Below are 21,641 nucleotides of genomic sequence, written 5' to 3'. Positions count from 1 at the left end.
TCACCGAAAAGCCAAGCCATGATACAGCATAGCCCAGTTTTACGCGTTTCTACACGAAATCTTCAGATCTGCATCAAGCGTTTCAAGATCAAACCGAGTCAAGATCGAGCAATGGGAAACGAATTAAGGAAAAAAGGGAGATTGCAATGACCGCCAAGAACATCCGTACGACGCAAGGAAGGGGACGCCTGTTTGGGTCAGTGCTCGACACTGTCGGCGACACGCCCGTTATCCGTATCAACAACTTGGCACCAGAAGGTGTACGGGTTTACGTCAAGGCCGAGTTTTTCAATCCTGCGGCGTCTATCAAGGATCGACTGGCGCTGAACATCATCGAGGCGGCGGAACGCGCAGGCACGTTGAAACCGGGTCAGACCGTGGTCGAGGCGACCAGCGGCAACACCGGCATCGGCTTGGCCATGGTCTGTGCCCAAAAAGGCTATCCCCTGGTAGTGACCATGGCCGACAGTTTCTCGGTCGAGCGGCGGCGGCTGATGCGGATTCTGGGGGCGAGGGTGGTGCTGACGCCGCGTGCCGAGAAAGGTACAGGCATGTATCGCAAAGCTGCCGAGTTGGCTGAGAAGCACGGATGGTTCCTGGCCCGCCAGTTCGAGACCGACGCCAACGCCGACATCCACGAGGCGACCACGGCGCGAGAAATCATAAATGATTTTAAGGACGACAGGCTGGATTATGTCGTAACTGGCTTCGGTACAGGCGGCACGGTTGCGGGGTTGGCACGTGTTCTGCGCAAGGAACGTCCTGAGACCAAGATCATCCTAAGTGAACCGGCAAATGCCGCAATGATCGCCAGCGGTGTCGCGCAGGAGCGCGGCGGCGACGGTTCACCCGCAGGCAGTCACCCTGCCTTTGAGCCGCATCCGATCCAGGGCTGGACACCCGACTTCATCCCGTTGGTGCTGCAGGAAGCACTGGACAATGGCGGCTATGACGAACTGATCCCTGTCACTGGGGCGGACGGTGTCGCCTGGGCGAAGAAGCTCGCAGCGCAAGAAGGTATCCTGACCGGGATCTCAGGCGGGTCCAGTTTCGCCATTGCCATGCAGATGGCGGAACGGGCGGAAAAGGGCGCGGTGATCCTCGCCATGCTGCCCGACACGGGAGAGCGCTATCTGTCGACCCCGCTCTTCGCGGACATCCCCGAGGACATGGATGACGAAGAACGCGCCCTGTCCGACTCGACGCCCGGCTACCGTATGGCGGCCGAGTAGATACTTTGGCAACCCAAGGAGAAGACTCATGGACCTCTACATGATACGCCGTCCCAGTGCTTGGGCAGATGAATCAGAGCTTGAAAAGACCGCCGAAACCTCGGCCCGCATCGGCAACGAAGATATGCCGGACAAGGTACGCTGGATCCGCTCCTACGTGATCAAGGAGCGCGACGGACGGCTCGGGACGGCATGCATCTACGAAGCGGTGGACGAGGACGCCTTGCGGGAACACGCGCGCTGCGTCGGCATGCCGGGCGACGACATCCTGCCTATTGGCGCAACTGTGGTCGTGCGGCCCGACCCTGCCTGAGAGACTTCGAAACTGGACCTGCTGGGGGAGGCAGGTCCAGTTTCCGATAGAACGGAGAGCAAAGTATGGCTCAAGATACGCGGATCGATACGGAAGGCAGTCTTGATCCAGCCGACTGGGAGGACATGCGCAGGTTGGCGCATGTCATGGTGGACGATGCCATCTCGCGCCTGCAAGGCCTGCGCGACGAGCCGGTCTGGCAACCGATGCCGGATGCAATGAAGGCAGAGTTTCATAGCCCGCCGCCTGCAGACCCCGCCCCTATGGAAGCGGTCTATGCCGACGTGAAAAACAAGCTCTACCCCCATGCTATGGGCAACATCCACCCCCGTTTCTGGGCGTGGTACATGGGGGCGGGCTGCCTTACGGGCGCGCTGGCGGACTTTCTTGCCGCCATTGACGGCTCGAATCTTGGCGGGGGCGATACCGGCGCCAATCAGGTGGACCATCAGGTCACGGACTGGCTGCGTCAGATGATGGGATTTCCCGAGGGTGCGAGCGGCACGCTGGTCAACGGCGGATCAATGGCAAATATAGTTGGACTGACGGCGGCGCGAAATGCGATGGCCGACGTGGATCTGCATCATCAGAGTGTCGCCGATATTGGCGCGCCGCTGCGATTTTATGCCTCGGACCAGGTGCATTCCTGTCACATGAAGGCGATGAACCTTTTGGGGGTGGGTGGTACCGCGCTGACTCGAATTGCTACAGACGACGCGTTTCGCATGGACCTTGATGCGCTGCGCGCAGCAATCCGGACCGACCGCAGCCAAGGTGTGCGCCCCGCTTGCGTGATCGCCACGGCCGGCACAACCAACACAGGCTCGATCGACCCACTGCCCGAGATAGCGGACCTGTGCCGCGACCAGGGTATCTGGCTGCATGTGGATGGCTGTATCGGGGCGATGTTCTCGATCGCACCATCGAACCGGCATCTGGTTGCTGGGATCGAAAGGGCGGACTCGCTCGCCCTTGACTTGCACAAAGGGCTGCACGCGCCCTTCGACGTCGGATGCGCTTTGCTGCGCGACCAAAAGGTGCACCGCGCGACCTTCGCAGAGAACGCCGAGTACCTGCAGGTGGCGACCCGTGGTCTGGCAGCGGCCGAGTTCCTGCACGACTACGGCCTCGAAACGACGCGTGGTTTCCGCGCGCTCAAGGTCTGGATGATGCTGCGCCATCACGGGATGGAGACCTTCGGGCACATCCTCGACCGCAACATTGCGCAGGCCTGTCACCTGACGGCGCTGATTGATGCCGCGCCGGAGCTGGAGCTTATGGCGCCAACTGCAACCAGCGTTGTTTGTTTCCGCCACGCGCCCGGCGTCATGGGCGAAGCCGACCTGCGCGCCCACAACACCGAAATCATGCTGCGTATCCAGGAAAGCGGTATCGCGGTCATCACCGACACCACGATCCGCGGCCGACACTGCCTGCGCGTCGCAATATGCAACCACCGCACAAAGGACGAAGATGTTGATCTCTTGGTGCAAGAGGTGCTCCGGATCGGTGCAAAAATGACCCTGGCCGGCGCTTCGGATGATGCAAGAACCGACTGAAGCGACGCAGCGGCTCAACCGAGTTGCTGCGCCTTTGATCAATGACCGGTTTGGAGAGGCCGCACCGCGGCGTCAAAGCGCGGAATGCATGGCAAGTTTGGGCCGAAGCTCTGAATGACCCGCAGTTGGGTGAGGGTATTCTGTCCGGCTCCGTGCAGTAACGTCTCACAGGTCGGCGGGATAATCCCGCCGAGCGAGCCTTTGACCTCAGTTCACCCAGTTGGCGATGACGTCGTAGCCCTCGGCCGTAGGTGGGCCTTCCAGGTGCTCTGCGAACTGGCCCCATAGTGCCTGCACCTGTTCCGCGTTCGCATCTGATGTCTCTTCGCTCTCAACCACCGAAATCACGTAGCCACTGCCGTCCTCGTTCATCACGTTGACGAAGTTGTGCATGCCGTTCATGCCCATGATCGAGTCCTTCAACCGGTTCAGCAACACGGTCGCGGTATCCTGTGATCCAGGCTTCATCTTGTACTTCGTCACGCGTGCAAACATCGTCTATCTCCTCAAGCTTCTCTTTGGGTATCAATCCGCCGCAAGCAGCCCGCCATATGCACCTTAGCACATGGCGACCAACCGGCTCAGAAAATTTAGATCGAAATCGATTGAACGCTGCACGGGTTACGAAAAGAAGAATTGCGAAAGCTGCACCGCAACGTCGGTCGCTGAAGGTAAGCACGATGTCGGTGTCTCTGGTGTTCAGCACGAGAGCGCCCGTTTCGCTATCAGCGAACCAACGGCCAGCGTGGTCCGTCGCCGCGCCTTCACTGGATGTGCGCCGCAAATGAAAAGCCTGTTCCGGCCACAGGTCGAGATGCCACGCGCGGGACTCACGTTTGCCAGTGTAAGTCGCCGGGGCAAGGGCCCCATGCGGGCCGATTTATGGAGCTATGGATTGGGCGGCAGAATGGCCAGTCACCTGCGCCAGCAGGGCCGCGGCCACGACAATGCGAAATCCGTGCACTGGAAACCAACCTTCTTCCGTGTTCGGCGTTCGCATAATACAGAACGTCAACCTTTGTTGAGGCCAGCGCCGAAGAGCGGCCAGCGACGATTTTCAAAAGCGAAGGGTCGCTCCGATCAGGGGGCCGGTCATGCTCCCGTCAAAATCGGCCCCGTTGTCGCTGTAATCGACATACAGATGACGCCATCCCACCGAGAGGTAGACTTGATCGCTGACCTTGTAATTCGCAGTCACCGCAGCCTGCCATGTTAAATCGGAACCAACGCCAAAACCGCCTGCATCGAGATACGCCAGCAGGGACCAGCGCGGCGATAGCTGCGTGTTTGTCCGCAGCGCGAGGATGGGATCGGCAAAATTGGCCTTCCGCGCGACACTCACCCCTACGAGCGGGACAGACACCAATCCGTCAATGCTCCAAAACCGGGCGCCACCAAGTAGGTCAAGCGTGGTCTGTGGTCCGGCCTGGACGCGCTTGCCTGCCGCCAATGTTGCCGAGCGCATAGTCAACTTGCCCGAGGCCGCGATGCCGGGTGGCACGCGCCCGCTTCGTGACGAGGAGGAATACGTCAGATCGCTGAACAGGACGAGATCGCCCCGACGCGCGAGCGTCGTCATGAAGAAGGCCGCGTCAAGATCTTCGAGCACATCGGAAAAGGAATTGTCGAAAGACAGCCGCGGCGCACCCGGCAACGGCCTGAAATCTCCCAAAACGCCCGCGCCCCATCCATACAAGGTGACTTGCCCGGACCAGTCGCGCGGCCCCGCCTGTACCCCGGAGGATGCCAAGCACGTCGCGGCGCATAGCAGCCCCGCAGCGGCAATTGAACGGATTCTCGCAAGGCGCTCGAAAAGCATCACAGCGTCTCCTTGAAGACGCGCCCACCCTTCATGACAAGGCGCAAATTCGTTTCGGGATCGGCGAGGAAGTCCAGATTGGAGGCCGGGTCACCGTCCCAGACGAGTACATCAGCGAGCGCACCCTCTGCGATAACACCGAGCTTGCCGGGGTAGGGGGACCGCTCGCCCGACATCTCAAGCAGTCGGCCCGCATCGCCAGTGGCCATGCGCAAAGCATCGAAGGTCGACATGAAGCGCCCCAGCTTGCCAAGCTGGCGGCCCTGCGTGGCCGCACCGGTCGGGTTGAAAAGGACATCCGTACCAAAGGCCATGTTCACGCCTTCGGCGCGCCCTGCTTCGAAGGCTCGAACGGTGCCTTGGGCGACTTGTTGCTGTTTGGCGCGGCTTCTGGGATCGGAATATTGGTTCGCGTCCTCGTCGGCAAGGAACGGCTGAATGCTCCACCAAGCATCAGCCTTGGCCATGGCCTTGATGGTCGCTTCATCGGCCAGCTGTCCATGCTCGATGGACCGGACACCGGCCTCGAGACAGCGCATGATACCGGTGGGCGTGTAGACATGCGCGCAGACATAAGTGCCCCAGTCGGCTGCGGCCTCGACAGCTGCGCGCATCTCGTCCAACGTGTATTGAGCGGTATCCAGCGGGTCGTACGGCGAGGCGACGCCGCCACCGGCCATGATCTTGATCTGGCTCGCACCGCGCATCAGCTGTTCGCGGGTCCGGCGCAACACTTCGGTTCGCCCGTCCGCGATGGCCGCGACGCCCGAGCGTTCTGTATAGTCCAACGGATCGCCTGATGATTTTGGCAAAGCGGTCGTCATGCGAAAGTCACCATGGCCCGAGGTTTGCGACAACATGGCTCCGGACGGAAAGATGCGCGGTCCGGTCACAGCCCCCTGATCCACCGCCATCTTCAGGCCGAAGACCGGCCCGCCAGTGTCGCGCACGGTGGTGAAACCACGCATGAGCGTGGCGCCTGCCTCTCGGCCCGCCATGAGGTGGACCCAGCCGATATCCTGCGTAAGCGCTGCGACCTGACTGATGCCGACCAAGGTGGCATGCCAGTGGCAATCTATAAGCCCCGGCGTAACGGCGCGTCCGCCGCAGTCGATGACATCGGCGTCCTCGGGTCCCGTCCCGGTGGCTGGCATGGCGACAATGCGGTCCGCCTCGACAAGAATGTCGCGGCCTGTCTGCATTTCAGGCGTGGTGCCATCAAAATAGCGCAGGTTCGTCAGCAAGGTCGCCCGGCCCGGGGTCTGCGCCCGAAGATCGGTAGGGGCCAGCCCAAACCCGGCGAACATACCCACAACAGCCGACATGCCGCCCAGCATCCTGCGCCGCGAAATGTCGGCCTCTATTCGCTGCATGGCGGACTGTGTTTCGGGCGCCCCGCACAGGCATGGATTTATCGGCTCGATGCCGGCCTCTATGCTTTCAACGCATGACAAACACATAAGGTAGGCCTCCAAAACTGTTTTCGGCCCAGCCGAATATTCATTGTAAAGTAGTTTAGGTTGCTTGAAGTTATAGGCAACCAGAATGGGTGTATAATATCAGGAAATGGCCTTCGGGAACGTTCTTTGACCGATCCGGCGCCGGTTCGACTCAGCCTCACTTGAGGCCGTTGGAGCAGCCCATCTGAAAGCCATTGTCGCAATGGGTCATGAGTTTCTCGGACACGGCACGTCTCAAGGCGCATTGCGACCTTGGATTCAAGGCGGGCTGCACGAACGACGCGACACAACTGCCGCGTCGGAATTAGCTCCCGACTGCCTTAGGATGGATGACGTCGAGCGTCAAAAAGCCGTCGTGATAGGCACGCACCCAAATCTCAAAGGCAACTTGTAACGTGCGGCTGATGCATTATGCTCCCGAAGGAAACGTTTCGGGATAGAGATTATTCTGCGCACAATTTTTTCTTCGTTCGCTGCCTTTATCGTGCTGATTGCTCTCACGAACAACATAGCTCTTGCCCAACCGATTTCCGGCAACGTAGACTTGCCGGACACCACAATTGAACTCGAGTTCGGCGCGGAGAAGGACGCGGCCATCGTCGGCCGGATCCGGGCCGCGTTGGCTGCGCTGGACGGCTATGAGGCCGTCGACGTAGAAGTTGATGCTGGCGTAGTCACGCTCTCCGGCTCGGCAGTGGACGAAGCCGCAGTTCTTAGGCTCGAGCAGATCGTAAGGCGCATTGACGGCGTGGTGGCGGTGAACGACCGTGTCGCCGCTTCGACCGATCTTGCCGAGCGGCTCGCACCGATACGGGGCCGCTTCGTCAACCGGCTTTGGCAAACGGTATCCTATCTGCCGCTCCTCACCGTCGCTGTGGTCGTCTTCATCCTCGTTTATCTGTTGGGCGCGGCGATTGGGCGGATAACCAGCGTCTGGCGGTCACTCGCACCCAACGCCTTCATTGCAAGCATATACGCCCAACTCGTCCGCCTCGTCTTTGCGATCCTGGGCATCGTGGCCGCACTCGACATCCTCGGTGCCACGGCCCTGCTCGGCTCCATCCTTGGGGCAGCCGGTATTATCGGGCTTGCGATCGGCTTCGCGGTCCGTGACACGGTGGAGAACTTCATCGCTTCCGTCATGCTTTCTATCCGACAACCTTTCAGTCCCTTCGATACGATCGGGATAGATGGTGACGTGGGCAAAGTGGTCCGGCTGACGTCGCGAGCGACGATCCTCATTTCGCCAGAAGGTAATCTTGTCCGAGTGCCGAACGCCACGGTTTTCAAGTCCCGGCTTGTGAACTTCTCGCGCAATCCTGAGCGCCGCTTTTCCTTCTCGCTTGACGTTGATCCCGGCGCGGAACTGGCAGGGCTGCGGGACGCGTTGCAGGCGAAGCTCGCCGCGCTGCCCTTTGTTCTTTCCGAACCTGCCCCGCTTGTCTGGTTGCAGGAAGACGCGGGTGATAGAGTTCGGCTTGGCTTCGCCGGTTGGATTGATCTGCGCCAGACCAACTGGGACCTTTCACGCGGCGAGGCGATCCGGATCCTGCGCGCAGAAGTGGCTGCGAGGAACGCCACCGTGCCGCCTCCACTCAGCCGCGTCATTACTGTCGATCCCGGAAGAGATGCTGAGGCTGCACAACATTTGGCCGCGACGTCCGATCTCGACGAAGCTACGCTGCCGGAGCTCTCGAACCGGGAGGAGCGGGACCTCGAACGCCTCGTGGAGGCCGAACGGCAGGAGCCGCAAACCCACGACCTTCTTGCCACCGAGGCCCCAAAGGAGTGAAGATCACGATCTTGACCGGGGTATGCTTGGGCCTTGCAATTCAGTGCGTCAAGGGATTGCAGAGAGCGTCAGGAAGGCGCCGAAGATTACCAGATGAATGCCGCCCTGCAGTGAGGTGGTTCTACCGTTGGCCAGAGACAGCGTGGCCATGAACAGGCTCAACACCAATAGCACGATATGCTCGGCATCGAGGCCGAGAACCAGGTCCTGCCCCAGTGCCAGTGAAAGGATTGCAACGGTCGGAATGGTCAGACAAAGGCTTGCGAGGGCGGAGCCCAGGGCGAGATTGACGCTTGTTTGAAGCCGGTTCTCCCGTGCGGCACCCAAGGAGGCCAAGCCCTCCGGCATCAGGATGATAAGCGCGATCGCGACACCGACGAGCGCCTCTGGAAGCCCTGCCTGGCCGATGGCCCCCTCGACGGGAACCGATAACATCTCTGCGAGAAGCACGACCGCAATCAGCGCCAGCGGTAGAAGGAAGAGGGCAACAAGAAAGTCCCGACACGCGATCGGTTCGTGTTGCGTCCCGGCGTCGGCAAGATCCTGATAGTCATCGCGGTGGAGAACCGTTTGGGCATGCAAGAAAAAGCCGTAAAGCGCCAGTGAAACCAGTGCGACGAAGATCAGTTGGGCGGGTGCGTAGAGTGGTCCGGGCACGGCCTTTGTGTAGTTCGGGAGAATAGAGCAAGGACTGCGAGAGTTCCCAGAACACCAAGGGCCGCGATCGCACTGTGGGGCTGAACTGTCTGCCGATGATATTGGGCCCCGCCGACAAGAAGACACAGACCGACAATTCCGTTGAGCACGATCATGGTGGCAGCAAAGACCTTGTCGCGAGCGATCGTGCTCTCGCCCTCGGGGGCCGAGAGGATTGCCTCAATTCTATCCCACGAGTGCTGACGTCAGACAGTAATATGTGCGATGACAGGGTGTAAGGCGGCTATATGGAAGGGCGGCATCAGGCGTAAGGATCGCGTAAGATATGCATCTGCGGGTCTTTCAGGTGCCCGTGTGCCAGGCGCTGGTCTGGCTTTTCGGACCGCGGTATTTCATGGCCTCCAACCAAGAGTGCCGACGCGCAGGCTCCAGACTATTTAACGGAATGGACAAGGGATTCAGAAATGATTCGAAGCTTTGCGAATACCGGTGGGCAACTCTCCGGCCCGAACGAGGACATTTCGAACGCCCTATGGCTTGACCTCCTGAACCCCGAGAGGGAAGAGGAGAAGGCTGTCGAGGCGCTGCTCGGGCTCGAAATCCCGACCCGCGAGGAGATGGAAGAAATCGAAATATCGTCGCGTCTCTACCTTGAAGGTGTCGGCGCCTATATGACCGCGGTCTTGCCGGCGCATGCGGATGGCGACGACCCTGCGATGGCTCCAGTGAGTTTCGTTCTGACCCCTGAAGTCCTTGTGACCGTCCGGTATCACGAGCCGCGGGCTTTCGTGTCATTTCCGCCACACGCCGAGCGCACGGGGGCTGAAATGCCCGATGCGGAGAGCGTTCTCGTCGCGTTGATCGAAGCAATCGTGGACCGGCTCGCTGACATACTCGAACGCGCGGCGCGGGAAATTGATGTCATCTCGCGCCGCATATTCCGTCCCTCCAAGGAACAATCACGTGATAATCCAAAGACACTCGAGGAAATCGGTCGAAAAGGCGATCTGACTTCCAATATTCGCGACAGCCTTCTGACGCTGGAACGGCTCGCCAGTTTTCTGGGGCAAGTGACAGTGCAGCGGAAGAGCACGAAGGAGCTTCGCGACCGCGTGAAGACCCTGTCGCGGGACATTCGGTCCCTGCTGGACCACGCCGGGTTCCTGTCTCAGAAGGTCACTTTCCTGCTCGATGCAACCTTGGGCATGATCAACATCGAGCAGAACGCGATCATCAAGATCTTTTCGGTGGCGGCAGTCATTTTCCTGCCGCCGACATTGATCGCCTCGATCTACGGGATGAACTTCGAGCATATGCCCGAACTGGGTTGGATGCTGGGATATCCCTTCGCGATCGGCCTCATGATCGTGTCGGCGACCTTGCCATATGCCTTCTTTAAGCGTCGCGGATGGCTCTGAGACTGGGGGCATGAAACTTGGTTCCGGGCTCTGGCAAGGTGCGGCGTGAGGCAATGTCTCCTTAGCAGCGCTGCTTCGCAGCGGAAGAGTCCCCAACGAACTTCCGCTTTGGGCCGTGAGCGTGGGCGATGTCGCCAGTCAATCAGGGCGGAAACCGGACTTTCTCTGCGGTTGCGAAGAGCTTGTGTCATAGGTCAATGAGCAGCCATTCTTCAACCGATGGAGAAGTGCCTCCGAGCCTGCACCGAGGTCGGCAGTGAGGCCACTTCGACCGCAAGCCGCAACTTCGGGTTTGCGCCTGCAGCGAAGTTGCTGGGTCACTAACGGCCCCTTGGCTATTGTTCATCCTTCGCGCGACACCGCGCCGGCGCGTTCGCATTGCCGCCATTCGTGCTTCTTTCAGCATCTCGAGGTTTGAGTGAAATAAAGATTATTACTTTGGGTTGGCGGCTTCGCTCATTCTTTGCGAACATGGTCCCGGCGCGGGGTCGACGCCTCTTGGCCTTCCCAGGCGCATGGCGGCAGCCGGTGACGTCGGCAGACACGTCCAGACGAGGTAGAGGCAAGCAATGGTTCAGCAAGGCGAGGATACATCTCGCGACCAGTTCCGTCGCCAAGGGGCAGATGTCGCCGCCATCGCCAAGCTCGAAGACGGGCGCCTGGTTCTGTCAGGGCGTCTGTTGATCGACACGGTCGCGACCCTGGCGCAGGACAGCCACGGCGCGGAGGCTATCGATATCGCGCAGGTCAGCCAAATGGATACCGCCGGCGCGTGGTATGTCGTCGATGCGCAAAGGCGCATGACCGACGGCAAGGACGATGTGCCGATCCTTGGCGCCGACGACATGCAGCAACAGCTGATCGAGGTGGTGCGCCGAAACATGCCGCTCGAGGATACAGGATCCGCGACGCGTGTGTCGCTGGCGGACCGGGTCGAGGCGCTGGGTCGCAAGACGGCTGCCGGTGCGCGGATTGCCGTCGAATTGACCAGCTTTCTGGGTCAGGTCATCGCGGCGCTGGGCAGCATGGTAATCCACCCGCGCCGCCTGCGGCTGACCTCGCTGGTGCATCACATGCAGGAGGTTGGGTGGAACGCCATTCCAATCGTCGCGCTGATGTCCTTCCTGATTGGCGTCGTGCTGGCCTTTCAGGGCTCGGTCCAACTTCGACAGTTCGGGGCCGAGGTATTCGTCGTCGATCTCATTGCCATTTCGGTGCTGCGTGAATTGGGCATCCTGCTGACTGCCATCATCGTCGCGGGGCGCTCGGGCTCGGCCTACACAGCCGCTATCGGATCGATGAAGATGCGCGAGGAGGTCGATGCGATGCGCACGATCGGCCTCGATCCCATTGATATCCTGGTGGTGCCACGGGTGCTGGCGCTGATCCTGATACTGCCGGTCTTGGGATTGATCTCGGACCTGGCGGGACTGGTGGGCGGTGCCATGATGTCCTGGATCGAACTGGGCGTGTCACCTGCCGTCTTTCAGGCTCGGCTGGTCAGCAACACGGATGTCTGGCACTTTCTGGTGGGCATGATCAAGGCACCCTTCTTTGCAATGATCATCGGCATCATAGGCTGCTATGAAGGGCTGAAGGTGGGCGGCAACGCCGAGTCGCTGGGGCGGCTGACATCGACCTCGGTTGTGCTGTCGATCTTCATGGTGATCGTAGCGGATGCCATTTTCTCGGTCGTTTTTGCGCTGATAGGAATTTGATGAGCGACGCAGAACCGATCATAAAAGTGCGCGGCCTCACCAAGGGCTTTGGCAGCCATCTGGTGCATAAGGGTCTGGACCTTGATGTGCGCCGGGGCGAGATCATCGGAATCGTCGGTGGCTCGGGTACAGGCAAATCGGTTCTGCTTCAGCAGATCGTTGGCCTGCTGAAGCCCGACAGTGGCAGTATCGAGGTGTTCGGGCAGAGCGTTCAGGGCACGCCGCCCGAGCAATACAAGCAGTTGCGCCGCCGCTGGGGCGTCATGTTCCAGGACGGTGCGCTTTTTTCGTCCCTGACCGTGCGCCAGAATGTCGAGGCCCCGATGCGGGAGCAACTGGACCTACCCAACGCGCTGCGCGAGACCTTGGCCGGGATCAAGGTGCGCATGGTCGGGCTGGAAGAGGTCGCGCACAGCAAGTTCCCATCCGAGCTTTCGGGCGGCATGCGCAAGCGGGCGGGGTTTGCGCGGGCTATTGCGCTCGATCCCGAGATCGTGTTTCTGGACGAGCCAACGGCGGGGCTCGACCCGATCGGCGCGGCCGCCTTCGACACGCTCATCCGGAAATTGCAGACGACGTTGGGGCTGACCGTGTTTCTGGTGACGCATGATTTGGACTCTCTGCACGCAATCTGCGACCGTATCGCCGTGCTGGCCGAGAAGAAGGTGCTGGCGGTCGGCACAATGGCCGAACTGATGGAGGTGGATCACCCTTGGGTCCACGAGTATTTCCACGGCCCCCGCGCCCGGGCAGCCCTGAAAACCGAACAAGATGAAAAGGTGCCGTGATGGAAACCCGCGCAAATTACATCCTGATCGGCGCCTTCACGCTGCTCGGCATCATCGGCAGCCTCGTATTTGCCGTATGGCTATCCAGTGTCCAGCTCGATCGGCAATATGCCTATTACGGTATCCTTTTCGAGGATGTATCGGGGCTGGATTCGTCGGGCGACGTGGTTTTTAACGGGATCAATGTGGGCCGGGTGATCGATGTGCGGATACACGATCCGGACCCCACCAAGGTCTATGTCGGGATCGAGGTGGATGCGACCACGCCAGTGCGCGAGGATACCGTCGCGCAGCTTAGTTCGTCGGGCGTGACGGGGGTTGCCTATATCTCGCTGACCAACAAAAGCTCCGATGCGCCGCCACTGACCTCCGAGAATGATATGCCGCCCATCATCCCGTCGCGCCGCTCGACCGTGCAGCAGATGATCGAGGATGCGCCCGACCTGATCACCGAGGCAACGAACCTCCTGAGACAGTTTCAGCAGATCGCGGGGCCGGAAAACCAGGCCTATGTGCAGAACATTCTCAACAATCTCAGCAACGCTTCCGGCGGGCTGGATCAGGCGCTGACCGATTTTTCCGAGATTACCAAGACCGTGGCCGATGCGACCCAGCAGATCGCCGGATTCAGCGAACGTCTCGACACGCTGGGTGCGGCAGCCGAGACGACGCTTGGCAACGTGGACGAGACGCTGGCCTCGGCCAGCGGTGCGTTCGACTCGGCCAAGGCGACCATCGACACGACCGGCACAGCGATCGACAGCGCGGGCGCCGCCTTCGCGGAGGCTGAGACGCTCATGCGCGATCAGGTGCCGCAGATCGCCGCGCAGATATCGCAAACGGTGGGTACGCTTGACCAGGCGGTTGCTGATATCTCCGAGCGGTCGGTCACCACGCTTGACGAGTTCGATCAGACGGCGGCCCTTCTGAACGCGCGGTTGCAGGAATTGGAGCAGACGCTGTCGGATGCCAGCACCTCCTTTACGTCCGTAACGAATGCGTCCAACAGCGTCAGCTCGCTGGTTGCGGGCGATGGCACGCTCATGGTGTCGGATGCGCGCGAGGTTCTGGCAAGCGCGCAAAGCGCGATCTCCAAGATCGAGGCGGTCATTGATCAGGATGTGCCGGCTGTGGTCGAGGATATCCGCAGTGCGGTCTCTTCTGCCTCGGTCGCGGTGGATAATGCCGCGCGCGATCTCACTGATTTCACCGAAGGCCTGACGCCCTTGGCGGACGACACGCGCACGGCCGTCAACGCAGCCACGGGTTGGTTTGAGCGGGCCAACATCACGCTTGCCAGCATCGACCGCTCGCTGGTTGCGGCGGACCGCATGCTGAGCTCGGCGGAAAAAGCGTTCGACGGTGCCGAAGAGGTGATCTCGGCCGATCTGGGTCCGGTGCTGTCCGATATTCGCGCGGCAACAGATCAGATCGGCGGCGCGGCCAACCAGATATCGGACGATCTGCCACAGATTTCCACCGATCTGCGCGCGTTGATCAGCCGCACGGATGACGTCGTCGCACAGGTTCAGACGACGGTCGCCGACGCCGCACCGGGCATACGCAATTTTACCGCAAATGGCCTGAACGAGTTGGGACGCCTCAGCGCCGAGGCGCGCACATTGGTCCAATCCCTCGAAACGCTGGTGCGCCGCATTGAAAGAGATCCTGCACGTTTCCTTCTGGATGACCGCGTGCCTGAATACCGGAGATGAGAAGATGCAGATCATGACCCTTACCCGCCGCGCCATGATCCTGGGCGCCGCTGCCAGCCTCGGTGGTTGCAGCGCGCTGTCCTCCATCAACGAGGCGGCAACGCCCCTGGACACCTATGATCTCTCGCCCGCCGCGGGATCTGGCGCCGGCCGCAGATCGGGCGTCACGTTGCTGGTGGCATTGCCCAATGCGCCCGCTTCGATCGCAACCGACCGGATCATGGTCAAACCAAGCGCCGCTGCGGTGACCTACCTTCCCGATGCGCGCTGGTCCGATGAATTGCCCGCTCTGGTGCAATCGCTGCTGGTCCGCTCGATCGCGGGAACAGGCCAGATGGGATATGTCGGGCCGAGCGAGGCGGGGCCAATGCCCGATCTGGCACTCTTGTCGCGTATCGACGCGTTTCAGGTGGAGGTCAACAACGCGGCCTTGATCGCCAAGATCGACGTCAGTCTGACCTTGTTGCGCGACAGCGATCAAAGCGTGATCAAGACGGCGGCTTTCCAAAACGAGGTCACCGCGGGGAATGACACCCCAGCCGCTATCGTGGCGGCGTTTCAGGCGATCCTTGACACGCTGTTGCCGCAGATGGCGACATGGGCCGCCAAGGGCTGAAAGGCAGGCCCCTCGAAGCAGATCAATCTGGAAAGCTCTGCAATCTGCGCCGTTCTCAATGTCCCGTCCTTGACATCGTTGCCTCATAGGATCGCATGTGCAGCGAACGGTAGGAAGGTCCGCTGACCGACGTTTTAGTCGCTGAAATGCTGCGCAATGCACGAGTGGCCGCTTCGACGGGCCGCACCGCAGCATTGGGAAGGCATGGTCAATGGCTGTAATGGGCCGTTCTTAACGGCTCGGCAGTCACGGCGGAAAGAGATCATTCGCCGCACTCGGTCCCAGTGTCCGCTTTTCGACGTACACACGATTGTAGAGGATCGAGCGCGCCCAACTTCTTCGGTAAAGGGCGCGCGCTCCACGGCGGGTCCGCCTTACTCTTTCGGCGAAAGCGCGCGGATGGCGTACATGCCGTCCTCGCCCTTCTCCAACATCATCATGACCTCGTCGCCGGGTTCGACACCCTCGACCTCGGCACCCTCCATCATGGGCAGGTCCATCGTCATTGCGGGCCAGCCGATCTCGGTGATGGGGCCATGGCTGATATTGGCCATGCCGTCAGAGATGCTGTTGACGGTCGCTTCGGCATGGACGCCCGCCATGCCTTCGTGACTGCCCATATCGTCGTGAGACGACATATCGCCATGTGAGGACATGTCGTGCCCCATGGTGTCGTCGCTGGCCAGGACAAACGCCGGGACAGCCGTGGCGACGGTCAGGGAAAGTAGGAATTTACGCATATTCAGTCTCCTTCTGCGTGAACATAGCCCGATCATTCGCCGGGCTGGGGTGAGTGGAAGGGGCGGACGGGCTGCAGCATCTGGCGGTTGACCCGCCCGAGTGAGAAGCGTTTCCAGATGACGAAGATCGCCGGGATCACGAAGAGCGTCAGAATCGTTGCCGTCGCCATGCCGCCGATCATCGGGGCCGCGATGCGCTGCATCACCTCGGACCCGGTGGCGTTGCCATACATGATCGGGATGAGGCCGGCGAAGATCGTGGCGACTGTCATCAGCTTGGGCCGAAGCCGCAGAAGCGCGCCCTCGAAAACGGCGGTTTCGATATCCTCGCGATTCACCTCGCGATCCTGCTCCTTGGCGACCAACACGCGCCGGTCCCAGGCCAGATTGAGATAGAGCAGCATCACGATGGCCGTCTCCACCGCCACGCCCGCCAGCGCGATAAAGCCCACCAGCACGGCAACCGACACGGCATAACCCAACGTGAAGATCAGCCATACACCGCCGGCCAACGCCACGGGCAGCGCCAGCAAGATGATCGCCACCTCGGTGACGCGGTTGAAGGCCAAAAACAGCATCAGCGTTATGATGAGCAGGGTGGCGGGCGCCACGAGGCCAAGCCTCTCTTGCACGCGCTCAATATACTCGTACTGTCCCGACCAGGCGATGGAATAGCCGGGCGGCAACTCGACCTCTTCGGCGACCACCTGCTGCGCCTCGGCCACGTAACTGCCCAGGTCGCGCCCGGCGATGTCGATGAAGACGAAACCCGTGCGTCGCGCGTTTTCCGAGCGGATCATGCCGGGGCCATCCACGAGTTTCACCTCGGCCACCGCCCCCAGCGGAATGTGCGCTCCCGAGGGCGTGACCATCGGCAGATCGGCCAACCGATCCGGGCTGTCGCGCCAGTCGCGCGGATAGCGCAGGTTGATCGGAAAGCGCTCAAGCCCTTCGACCGATTCCGCGATGTTCTGCCCGCCGATGGCCGTCTGCACGACCTGTTGCACATCCTCGATCGACAGAGCATAGCGCGCCGCCGCCGCGCGGTCGATGTCGATCTCGATGAATCGCCCGCCGACGGGCCGCTCGGCATAGGCCGAGGCCGTACCAGGAATGTCCGACACCGCCTTTTCCACGGCGACTGCGATCTCTTCGATCACGTTCAGATCGGCGCCGGACACCTTGACGCCCACGGGCGTCTTGATGCCCGTGGCCAGCATGTCGATCCGGTTCTTGATCGGCTGGATCCAGACATTCGTGACACCGGGCACTTGCACGCGGGCGTCGAGCTCATTGCGGATGTCGTCCATGGTGACGCCGGGGCGCCAATCCTCGCGGTCCTTCAGCTGAATGGTCGTTTCGATCATCGTCAGTGGTGCGGGGTCGGTCGCGGTGTCGGCGCGGCCCAGCTTGCCATGCACGGTCTCGACCTCTGGCACCTGCTTGATCATCCGGTTGGTCTGTTGCAGCACCTCTCGCGCCTTGCCGATGGACACGCCGGGGTAAAGCGACGGCATATACAGGAAATCTCCCTCGTTCAGCTCCGGCATGAACTCAGTTCCGAGCCGCTGTAGCGGATGCGCCATCGACACCACCAATGCTGCAGCAAGCAGGACCGTCGCCCAGGGCCACGCGACCGCGGCATCGAGGAAGGGCCGGTAGATCCACTGACACAGGACGTTGAGCGGGTTGCGCCGCTCAGCCACGATCTTCCCGCGCACGAAATAGCCCATCAGTACCGGGACCAGCGTGATCGACAGGATCGCGGCGGCGGCCATTGCGTAGGTCTTGGTGAAGGCCAGCGGCTTAAAGAGCCGACCTTCCTGCGCCTCCAGCACGAAGACGGGCAGAAAGCTGACCGTGATGATCGCCAATGAGTAGAAAAGCGCCGGACCCACCTCTGCCGCCGCATCGCGCGCGGCCTGCCATCGCTCCTCGGCGGACAGGCGTTTGCCCTCCATCTTGCGGTGCATCGCCTCGATCATCACCACGGCGGCGTCGACCATCGCACCGATGGCAATGGCGATGCCCCCCAACGACATGATGTTGGCATTGACACCTTGCAGCCGCATCACGGCAAAGGCCGCGAGCACGCCCAAGGGCAAAAAGAGCACGATCACCAGCGACGAGCGCAGGTGCAGAAGGAACGCGCCGCAGACCAGCACGACGACGATGAATTCCTCAGTCAGCTTTTTCTGCAGGTTGTCGATTGCCCGCTCGATCACGCCGGAGCGGTCGTAGGTGGTGACGATCTCGACTCCCTCGGGGAGCGAGCCGCGCAGTTCTTCGAGCTTCTCCTCGACAGCATTGATCGTCGCCAGAGCGTTCTCGCCCCAGCGCATGACGATCACCGCGCCCACCGCATCGCCCTCGCCGTTGAACTCGCCCACGCCGCGCCGCATCTGCGGGCCCAGCCGGATTTCGGCCACATCCCCAAGGGTCAGCGCTGCGCCCCGGTCGTTCACCATCAGCGGGATCTCAGCCAGATCCTCGATACTGTCCACATAGCCGGTGGCTCGCACCATATATTCGGCCTCGGCCATCTCGATCACGCTGCCGCCGGTTTCGCGGTTGGCCGCGCCAATGGCGGCGCTGAGCTTGGCCAGCGGGATATCAAAGGCGCGCAGCTTGTTGGGGTCGACGACTACCTGGTACTGCTTGACCATGCCGCCGATCGTGGCGACCTCGGAAACGCCCTCGATGGTTTGCAGTTCGAATTTCAGGAACCAGTCCTGCAGGGTGCGGAGCTGCGAAAGGTCATGCCCGCCGGTGCGGTCGACCAGCACGTATTGATAGATCCAGCCCACCCCGGTGGCATCCGGACCAAGCTCCGGGTTCACACCATCGGGCAGACGAGACTGCACCTGCGCGAGATATTCCAGCACCCGCGAGCGCGCCCAATAAAGATCGGTGCCGTCCTCGAAGACGACATAAACATAGCTATCACCGAAAAACGAAAAGCCGCGCACATCGACCGCGCCGGGTACGGACAGCATCGCGGTGGTGATCGGGTACGTCAACTGATCCTCAACCACCTGCGGCGCTTGGCCCGCATAGGGAGTCTTGATGATGACCTGCACGTCCGACAGATCAGGGATGGCGTCAACCGGCGTGGAGCGCAGCGACCAGGCGCCGGCGGCCCCAAGGAAAAGCGCCAGCACGATGACGAGGAAGCGGTTGGCGATTGACCAGCGGATGATGGCGGGGATCATTGGCCCAACTCCACGGTGCCGGCGAGTGACAAGGACATGTCGGCCCCCTGTAAGAGAAGCAGGCCGGTTTCCTGACCGACCGGCAGGCTACTCGCGTCCAGTGCGCCGGCAAGCGCGAAGTCCATGGTCATGCTGGGCATGCCGATGGCCTGAATGGGGCCATGGGTGATGTTGGCGGTTCCCGCCTCGGCGTCGATACTGTTGATCGTGCCGGTGACGGTCATCGGTTCTGGCGTCGCCTCAACCGCATCCAGCACCATGGCCATGCCGTCAGGCCGCAGAAAGGTCAGGCTCAGGTCCTGCCCTGTCGGCAGGTCCGCAGGATCAACCGCATCGGACAGTGCAAAGTCCATCGTCATGCCCGGCATCCCGATCTCCTTGATCGGGCCATGGTCAATTGTGGCGGTCCGCGCCTCTGGATCAACTGCTTCGATGCGCCCCTCAACGGTGATCGGCGGGGTGGAAGGTGCCTCTTCCGCCATGTCCTCAGCCTCGGCCATCTTCATCTCGCCCTCGGCCCGTACGGCGACGATGGCGAACATGCCGTTCTCGTCCGAGGCCAGGTCGAAGGTCACGGGCGTGTCGAGCGGCACCGAATCCGTGTCCACCCCGGCCACATCCAGGTCCATCTTCATCGCCGGCCAGCCGAGCGCCGGGATGGGCTCGTGGCTGACGGTCAGCTTGCCCTCGGGCGTGACCGCGTGAACCATGCCGGTGCCCGTGGCATCGACGCCATCATCACGGCCAAGCTCCGTGAGCGCGATCAGGCCGTCCGCGCCGCGCACGGCGGTGAACTCCACCTCGTCGCCCTCAGCCAGGTCCTCCAGATACACATCCGAGCGAATGGCAAAGCGTGTTTCCATTGCGGGCCAGCCAAGGGCCTCGATCGGCTCATGTCCAATCCGCGCCAGCCGCCTATCACTGTCGAGCGAGGCCAGAACGCCCTTGCCCATCGCCGGCTCGGCATCAGTTGGGGCAAAGCGCATCATGCCCGCATTGAGCGCGCTTTCGCTGTCGATCAGGAACTGGGCCGAGGCCACTACCTCGTCGCCAGGTGCCAGGCCCTGCACGATCTCGGTGCGTCCGCCCGCGCCGAACCCGCCGCGCAGCCCGGTCGTCACCAGCCGGGGGCGGAACGTGTCATCGGCCTGCTTGAGGATCACGCGCTCGGCCCGGCCAGTGCGGATCACCGCCTCGGATGGCACGGTCAGCGCCTCTTGAGCCTCCGCCGGGATCAGCGAGACATTGGCGAACATGTTGGGCCGCAGGAGCCCGTCCTCGTTGTCGAACCGCAGCCGCACCCGAAGCGTGCGCGTTTCGGTGTCGAGTTCGGGGAAGATATAGTCGATCTCGCCGGCAAAGACCCGTCCCGGCAGATGATCGAACCGCGCCTCGGCGCGCATGTTGGACGAGAGCCGCCCCATGTCCCGCTCGAACACGTCGACGATCAGCCAGACCGAGGACGTATCGGCCAGCGACATCGCCCGCGTCTGCGGATTGAGGAACATGCCGTCCGCCGCCGCCAGCGCAAAGACCACACCATCCTGCGGCGCGTAAAAGCGGATGCGTTGCGAGGGGCTCACGGCCTGGGCCATCTCTTCGATCTGTCGCGCATCGACGCCGAAATTCATCAGCTTCGTGCGGGCGATGGAGATATTGGCGGCATTGCCCGAGCGCGTCGCGCGCTGCAACTCGGAACTGGCAATGGTGATCTCGGGCGCGTAGAGATCGAACAGCAGATCGCCCTCGGCTACCTCGTCGCCCACCGCGCGCACCTCCAGCCGCTCGATCCAGCCATCCACGCGGGTGTGGATATGGCTGGTGGCGTGCTCGTCGTAATCGACGAAGCCCACCGTATCGATCCGGCGCGAGATCTCCTCGACGCGCGCCACGGCGCTGCGCACCCCGATGGTGTTCACCTCGGCGGGCGAAAGCGTCACCTCTTCGGGATCGCCCGAGGGTTTCTGACCCTCGTAGACCGGGACAAGGTCCATGCCCATCGGCGACTTGCCGGGGCCGTCCTTGCGGAAGTTCGTGTCCATCGGCGCGACCCAGTAAAGGATCTCGGGCCCGTTGCTGCCCGCCTCCATCGACTGAGCCAGCCGGTCGCGTTCGTACCAAATGCCACCGGCAACTCCGGCGCCAAGCGCCATGATCGCCAGCGCGGCGTATCGTCCACGCATGAGATTACCTGTCTTTTTGACTGCCATGGTCGCGCCACGGCATTGCAAACACCCGGGTCAGAGGACCCGGACCGAATGGGAGAGATCAGGTGTGTTTCGGGGGTTTCTTGGCGCGCTCTGGCTCTGACTGGGTCAGGCGGCGCTCGGCGAGAGGCTGATAGAGGGTCGGCATAACCTCGAAATCCGGCGATAGCGCAGACAAATCGGGGCCTTCGGAGAAACAGCACACGGTCATCGCGCAGGCCTCATGGCCCTTTTGCCCGTGCATCCCCGCTTCGGCCTCGGTCGGACAGTCTTCGTCCATCGGCATCTCTGCGTGAGCGGTCTCGTGCGGCATGTCGCTCGACGTCGCAGCGCCAGAGGCGCCCACGCCCACTGAGGCCGTGACGAACGTCGCCACGAGCCAGACCATAAGGAGC

At 61.7% G+C, this 21,641-nt stretch carries 18 protein-coding genes; 9 read left to right on the top strand and 9 right to left on the bottom strand.

What is annotated here, in order from left to right; translation table 11 throughout:
* The first annotated feature begins 146 nt into the window (after positions 1-146).
* From BMX04_RS17675 to BMX04_RS17665, 3 genes are all read left to right on the top strand, one after another.
* Entirely contained in the window at positions 147-1,232 is a 1,086-nt protein-coding gene (locus tag BMX04_RS17675; RefSeq protein WP_074788191.1) for a PLP-dependent cysteine synthase family protein, read from the top strand.
* Between the two features lie 28 nt (positions 1,233-1,260).
* Positions 1,261-1,545 carry a nickel-binding protein gene (locus BMX04_RS17670; RefSeq protein ID WP_074788190.1) on the top strand — a complete coding sequence of 95 codons (285 nt, stop codon included), beginning with the start codon at positions 1,261-1,263 and terminating at the stop codon, positions 1,543-1,545.
* 65 nt (positions 1,546-1,610) lie between these two features.
* Positions 1,611-3,104: a pyridoxal phosphate-dependent decarboxylase family protein gene (locus BMX04_RS17665; RefSeq protein ID WP_244888584.1), complete on the top strand. Its 1,494-nt coding sequence runs from the start codon at positions 1,611-1,613 to the stop codon at positions 3,102-3,104.
* A 207-nt stretch (positions 3,105-3,311) separates the two neighbouring features.
* Here BMX04_RS17665 and BMX04_RS17660 read toward each other — a convergent pair whose 3' ends face one another.
* The 3 genes from BMX04_RS17660 to BMX04_RS17650 all read right to left on the bottom strand — a co-directional run bounded on the left by BMX04_RS17660 (position 3,312) and on the right by BMX04_RS17650 (position 6,398).
* The gene (locus tag BMX04_RS17660; protein WP_074788189.1) at positions 3,312-3,599 is read right to left on the bottom strand and encodes a hypothetical protein; all 288 of its coding nucleotides are present in this window, start codon (positions 3,597-3,599) and stop codon (positions 3,312-3,314) included.
* 562 nt (positions 3,600-4,161) lie between these two features.
* Positions 4,162-4,923 (bottom strand): hypothetical protein, encoded by a 762-nt coding sequence (locus BMX04_RS17655; RefSeq protein WP_074788188.1) that lies wholly within the window; start codon positions 4,921-4,923, stop codon positions 4,162-4,164.
* Entirely contained in the window at positions 4,923-6,398 is a 1,476-nt protein-coding gene (locus BMX04_RS17650; protein ID WP_244888583.1) for a metal-dependent hydrolase family protein, read from the bottom strand. Before BMX04_RS17650 ends, BMX04_RS17655 begins: the two co-directional genes overlap by 1 nt.
* Positions 6,399-6,927: 529 nt before the next feature.
* On the opposite strand from BMX04_RS17650, the gene BMX04_RS17645 reads away from it, so the two are divergent.
* On the top strand, positions 6,928-8,175 hold the full coding sequence (locus tag BMX04_RS17645; protein ID WP_244888582.1) for a mechanosensitive ion channel domain-containing protein: 1,248 nt from the start codon (positions 6,928-6,930) through the stop codon (positions 8,173-8,175).
* Positions 8,176-8,223: 48 nt separating this feature from the next.
* Here BMX04_RS17645 and BMX04_RS17640 read toward each other — a convergent pair whose 3' ends face one another.
* Together BMX04_RS17640 and BMX04_RS19870 are read right to left on the bottom strand one after the other, a co-directional pair.
* Positions 8,224-8,832: a calcium:cation antiporter gene (locus BMX04_RS17640; protein ID WP_074788185.1), complete on the bottom strand. Its 609-nt coding sequence runs from the start codon at positions 8,830-8,832 to the stop codon at positions 8,224-8,226.
* Positions 8,799-9,047 carry a hypothetical protein gene (locus BMX04_RS19870; protein WP_420876416.1) on the bottom strand — a complete coding sequence of 83 codons (249 nt, stop codon included), beginning with the start codon at positions 9,045-9,047 and terminating at the stop codon, positions 8,799-8,801. The genes BMX04_RS17640 and BMX04_RS19870 overlap by 34 nt, the downstream gene beginning before the upstream one ends.
* A gap of 249 nt (positions 9,048-9,296) precedes the next feature.
* Between BMX04_RS19870 and BMX04_RS17630 the strand changes: the two genes are divergently transcribed.
* The 5 genes from BMX04_RS17630 to BMX04_RS17610 all read left to right on the top strand — a co-directional run bounded on the left by BMX04_RS17630 (position 9,297) and on the right by BMX04_RS17610 (position 15,087).
* Positions 9,297-10,250, top strand: a complete 954-nt coding sequence (locus BMX04_RS17630) for a magnesium transporter CorA family protein (protein ID WP_074788183.1) — start codon at positions 9,297-9,299, stop codon at positions 10,248-10,250.
* 569 nt (positions 10,251-10,819) lie between these two features.
* Positions 10,820-11,968, top strand: coding sequence for an ABC transporter permease (locus tag BMX04_RS17625; RefSeq protein WP_083398229.1), 1,149 nt, complete (start codon positions 10,820-10,822; stop codon positions 11,966-11,968).
* Complete coding sequence (locus tag BMX04_RS17620; RefSeq protein WP_074788182.1) at positions 11,968-12,756, top strand: ABC transporter ATP-binding protein; 789 nt, start codon at positions 11,968-11,970, stop codon at positions 12,754-12,756. The genes BMX04_RS17625 and BMX04_RS17620 overlap by 1 nt, the downstream gene beginning before the upstream one ends.
* A complete protein-coding gene (locus tag BMX04_RS17615) occupies positions 12,756-14,471 on the top strand; it encodes an MlaD family protein (RefSeq protein WP_074788181.1) in 1,716 nt (571 codons plus the stop codon). The genes BMX04_RS17620 and BMX04_RS17615 overlap by 1 nt, the downstream gene beginning before the upstream one ends.
* A gap of 4 nt (positions 14,472-14,475) precedes the next feature.
* Positions 14,476-15,087: an ABC-type transport auxiliary lipoprotein family protein gene (locus BMX04_RS17610; protein WP_074788194.1), complete on the top strand. Its 612-nt coding sequence runs from the start codon at positions 14,476-14,478 to the stop codon at positions 15,085-15,087.
* Positions 15,088-15,461: 374 nt separating this feature from the next.
* Here BMX04_RS17610 and BMX04_RS17605 read toward each other — a convergent pair whose 3' ends face one another.
* From BMX04_RS17605 to BMX04_RS17590, 4 genes are all read right to left on the bottom strand, one after another.
* A complete protein-coding gene (locus BMX04_RS17605; RefSeq protein WP_074788180.1) occupies positions 15,462-15,827 on the bottom strand; it encodes a copper-binding protein in 366 nt (121 codons plus the stop codon).
* Between the two features lie 32 nt (positions 15,828-15,859).
* On the bottom strand, positions 15,860-19,039 hold the full coding sequence (locus BMX04_RS17600) for an efflux RND transporter permease subunit (protein WP_074788179.1): 3,180 nt from the start codon (positions 19,037-19,039) through the stop codon (positions 15,860-15,862).
* Entirely contained in the window at positions 19,036-21,222 is a 2,187-nt protein-coding gene (locus BMX04_RS17595) for an efflux RND transporter periplasmic adaptor subunit (RefSeq protein WP_074788178.1), read from the bottom strand. Before BMX04_RS17595 ends, BMX04_RS17600 begins: the two co-directional genes overlap by 4 nt.
* An 85-nt stretch (positions 21,223-21,307) precedes the next feature.
* Positions 21,308-21,634, bottom strand: a complete 327-nt coding sequence (locus BMX04_RS17590) for a hypothetical protein (RefSeq protein WP_074788177.1) — start codon at positions 21,632-21,634, stop codon at positions 21,308-21,310.
* Positions 21,635-21,641: the final 7 nt, after the last annotated feature.

This window comes from Roseovarius tolerans, assembly GCF_900109855.1.
In the GTDB taxonomy this organism is placed as follows: domain Bacteria; phylum Pseudomonadota; class Alphaproteobacteria; order Rhodobacterales; family Rhodobacteraceae; genus Roseovarius; species Roseovarius tolerans.
This window is presented reverse-complemented; position numbering and strand designations above follow the sequence as displayed.

What these genes read in the sequence shown, in the direction of transcription:
- BMX04_RS17595 (WP_074788178.1), bottom strand. Translation starts at nt 21,222, where the DNA reads ATGCGTGGACGATACGCCGCGCTGGCGATCATGGCGCTTGGCGCCGGA.
- BMX04_RS17625 (WP_083398229.1), top strand. Translation starts at nt 10,820, where the DNA reads ATGGTTCAGCAAGGCGAGGATACATCTCGCGACCAGTTCCGTCGCCAA.
- BMX04_RS17610 (WP_074788194.1), top strand. Translation starts at nt 14,476, where the DNA reads ATGCAGATCATGACCCTTACCCGCCGCGCCATGATCCTGGGCGCCGCT.
- BMX04_RS17630 (WP_074788183.1), top strand. Translation starts at nt 9,297, where the DNA reads ATGATTCGAAGCTTTGCGAATACCGGTGGGCAACTCTCCGGCCCGAAC.
- BMX04_RS17665 (WP_244888584.1), top strand. Translation starts at nt 1,611, where the DNA reads ATGGCTCAAGATACGCGGATCGATACGGAAGGCAGTCTTGATCCAGCC.
- BMX04_RS17590 (WP_074788177.1), bottom strand. Translation starts at nt 21,634, where the DNA reads ATGGTCTGGCTCGTGGCGACGTTCGTCACGGCCTCAGTGGGCGTGGGC.
- BMX04_RS17600 (WP_074788179.1), bottom strand. Translation starts at nt 19,039, where the DNA reads ATGATCCCCGCCATCATCCGCTGGTCAATCGCCAACCGCTTCCTCGTC.
- BMX04_RS17615 (WP_074788181.1), top strand. Translation starts at nt 12,756, where the DNA reads ATGGAAACCCGCGCAAATTACATCCTGATCGGCGCCTTCACGCTGCTC.
- BMX04_RS17675 (WP_074788191.1), top strand. Translation starts at nt 147, where the DNA reads ATGACCGCCAAGAACATCCGTACGACGCAAGGAAGGGGACGCCTGTTT.
- BMX04_RS17605 (WP_074788180.1), bottom strand. Translation starts at nt 15,827, where the DNA reads ATGCGTAAATTCCTACTTTCCCTGACCGTCGCCACGGCTGTCCCGGCG.
- BMX04_RS17670 (WP_074788190.1), top strand. Translation starts at nt 1,261, where the DNA reads ATGGACCTCTACATGATACGCCGTCCCAGTGCTTGGGCAGATGAATCA.
- BMX04_RS17620 (WP_074788182.1), top strand. Translation starts at nt 11,968, where the DNA reads ATGAGCGACGCAGAACCGATCATAAAAGTGCGCGGCCTCACCAAGGGC.
- BMX04_RS17655 (WP_074788188.1), bottom strand. Translation starts at nt 4,923, where the DNA reads ATGCTTTTCGAGCGCCTTGCGAGAATCCGTTCAATTGCCGCTGCGGGG.
- BMX04_RS17660 (WP_074788189.1), bottom strand. Translation starts at nt 3,599, where the DNA reads ATGTTTGCACGCGTGACGAAGTACAAGATGAAGCCTGGATCACAGGAT.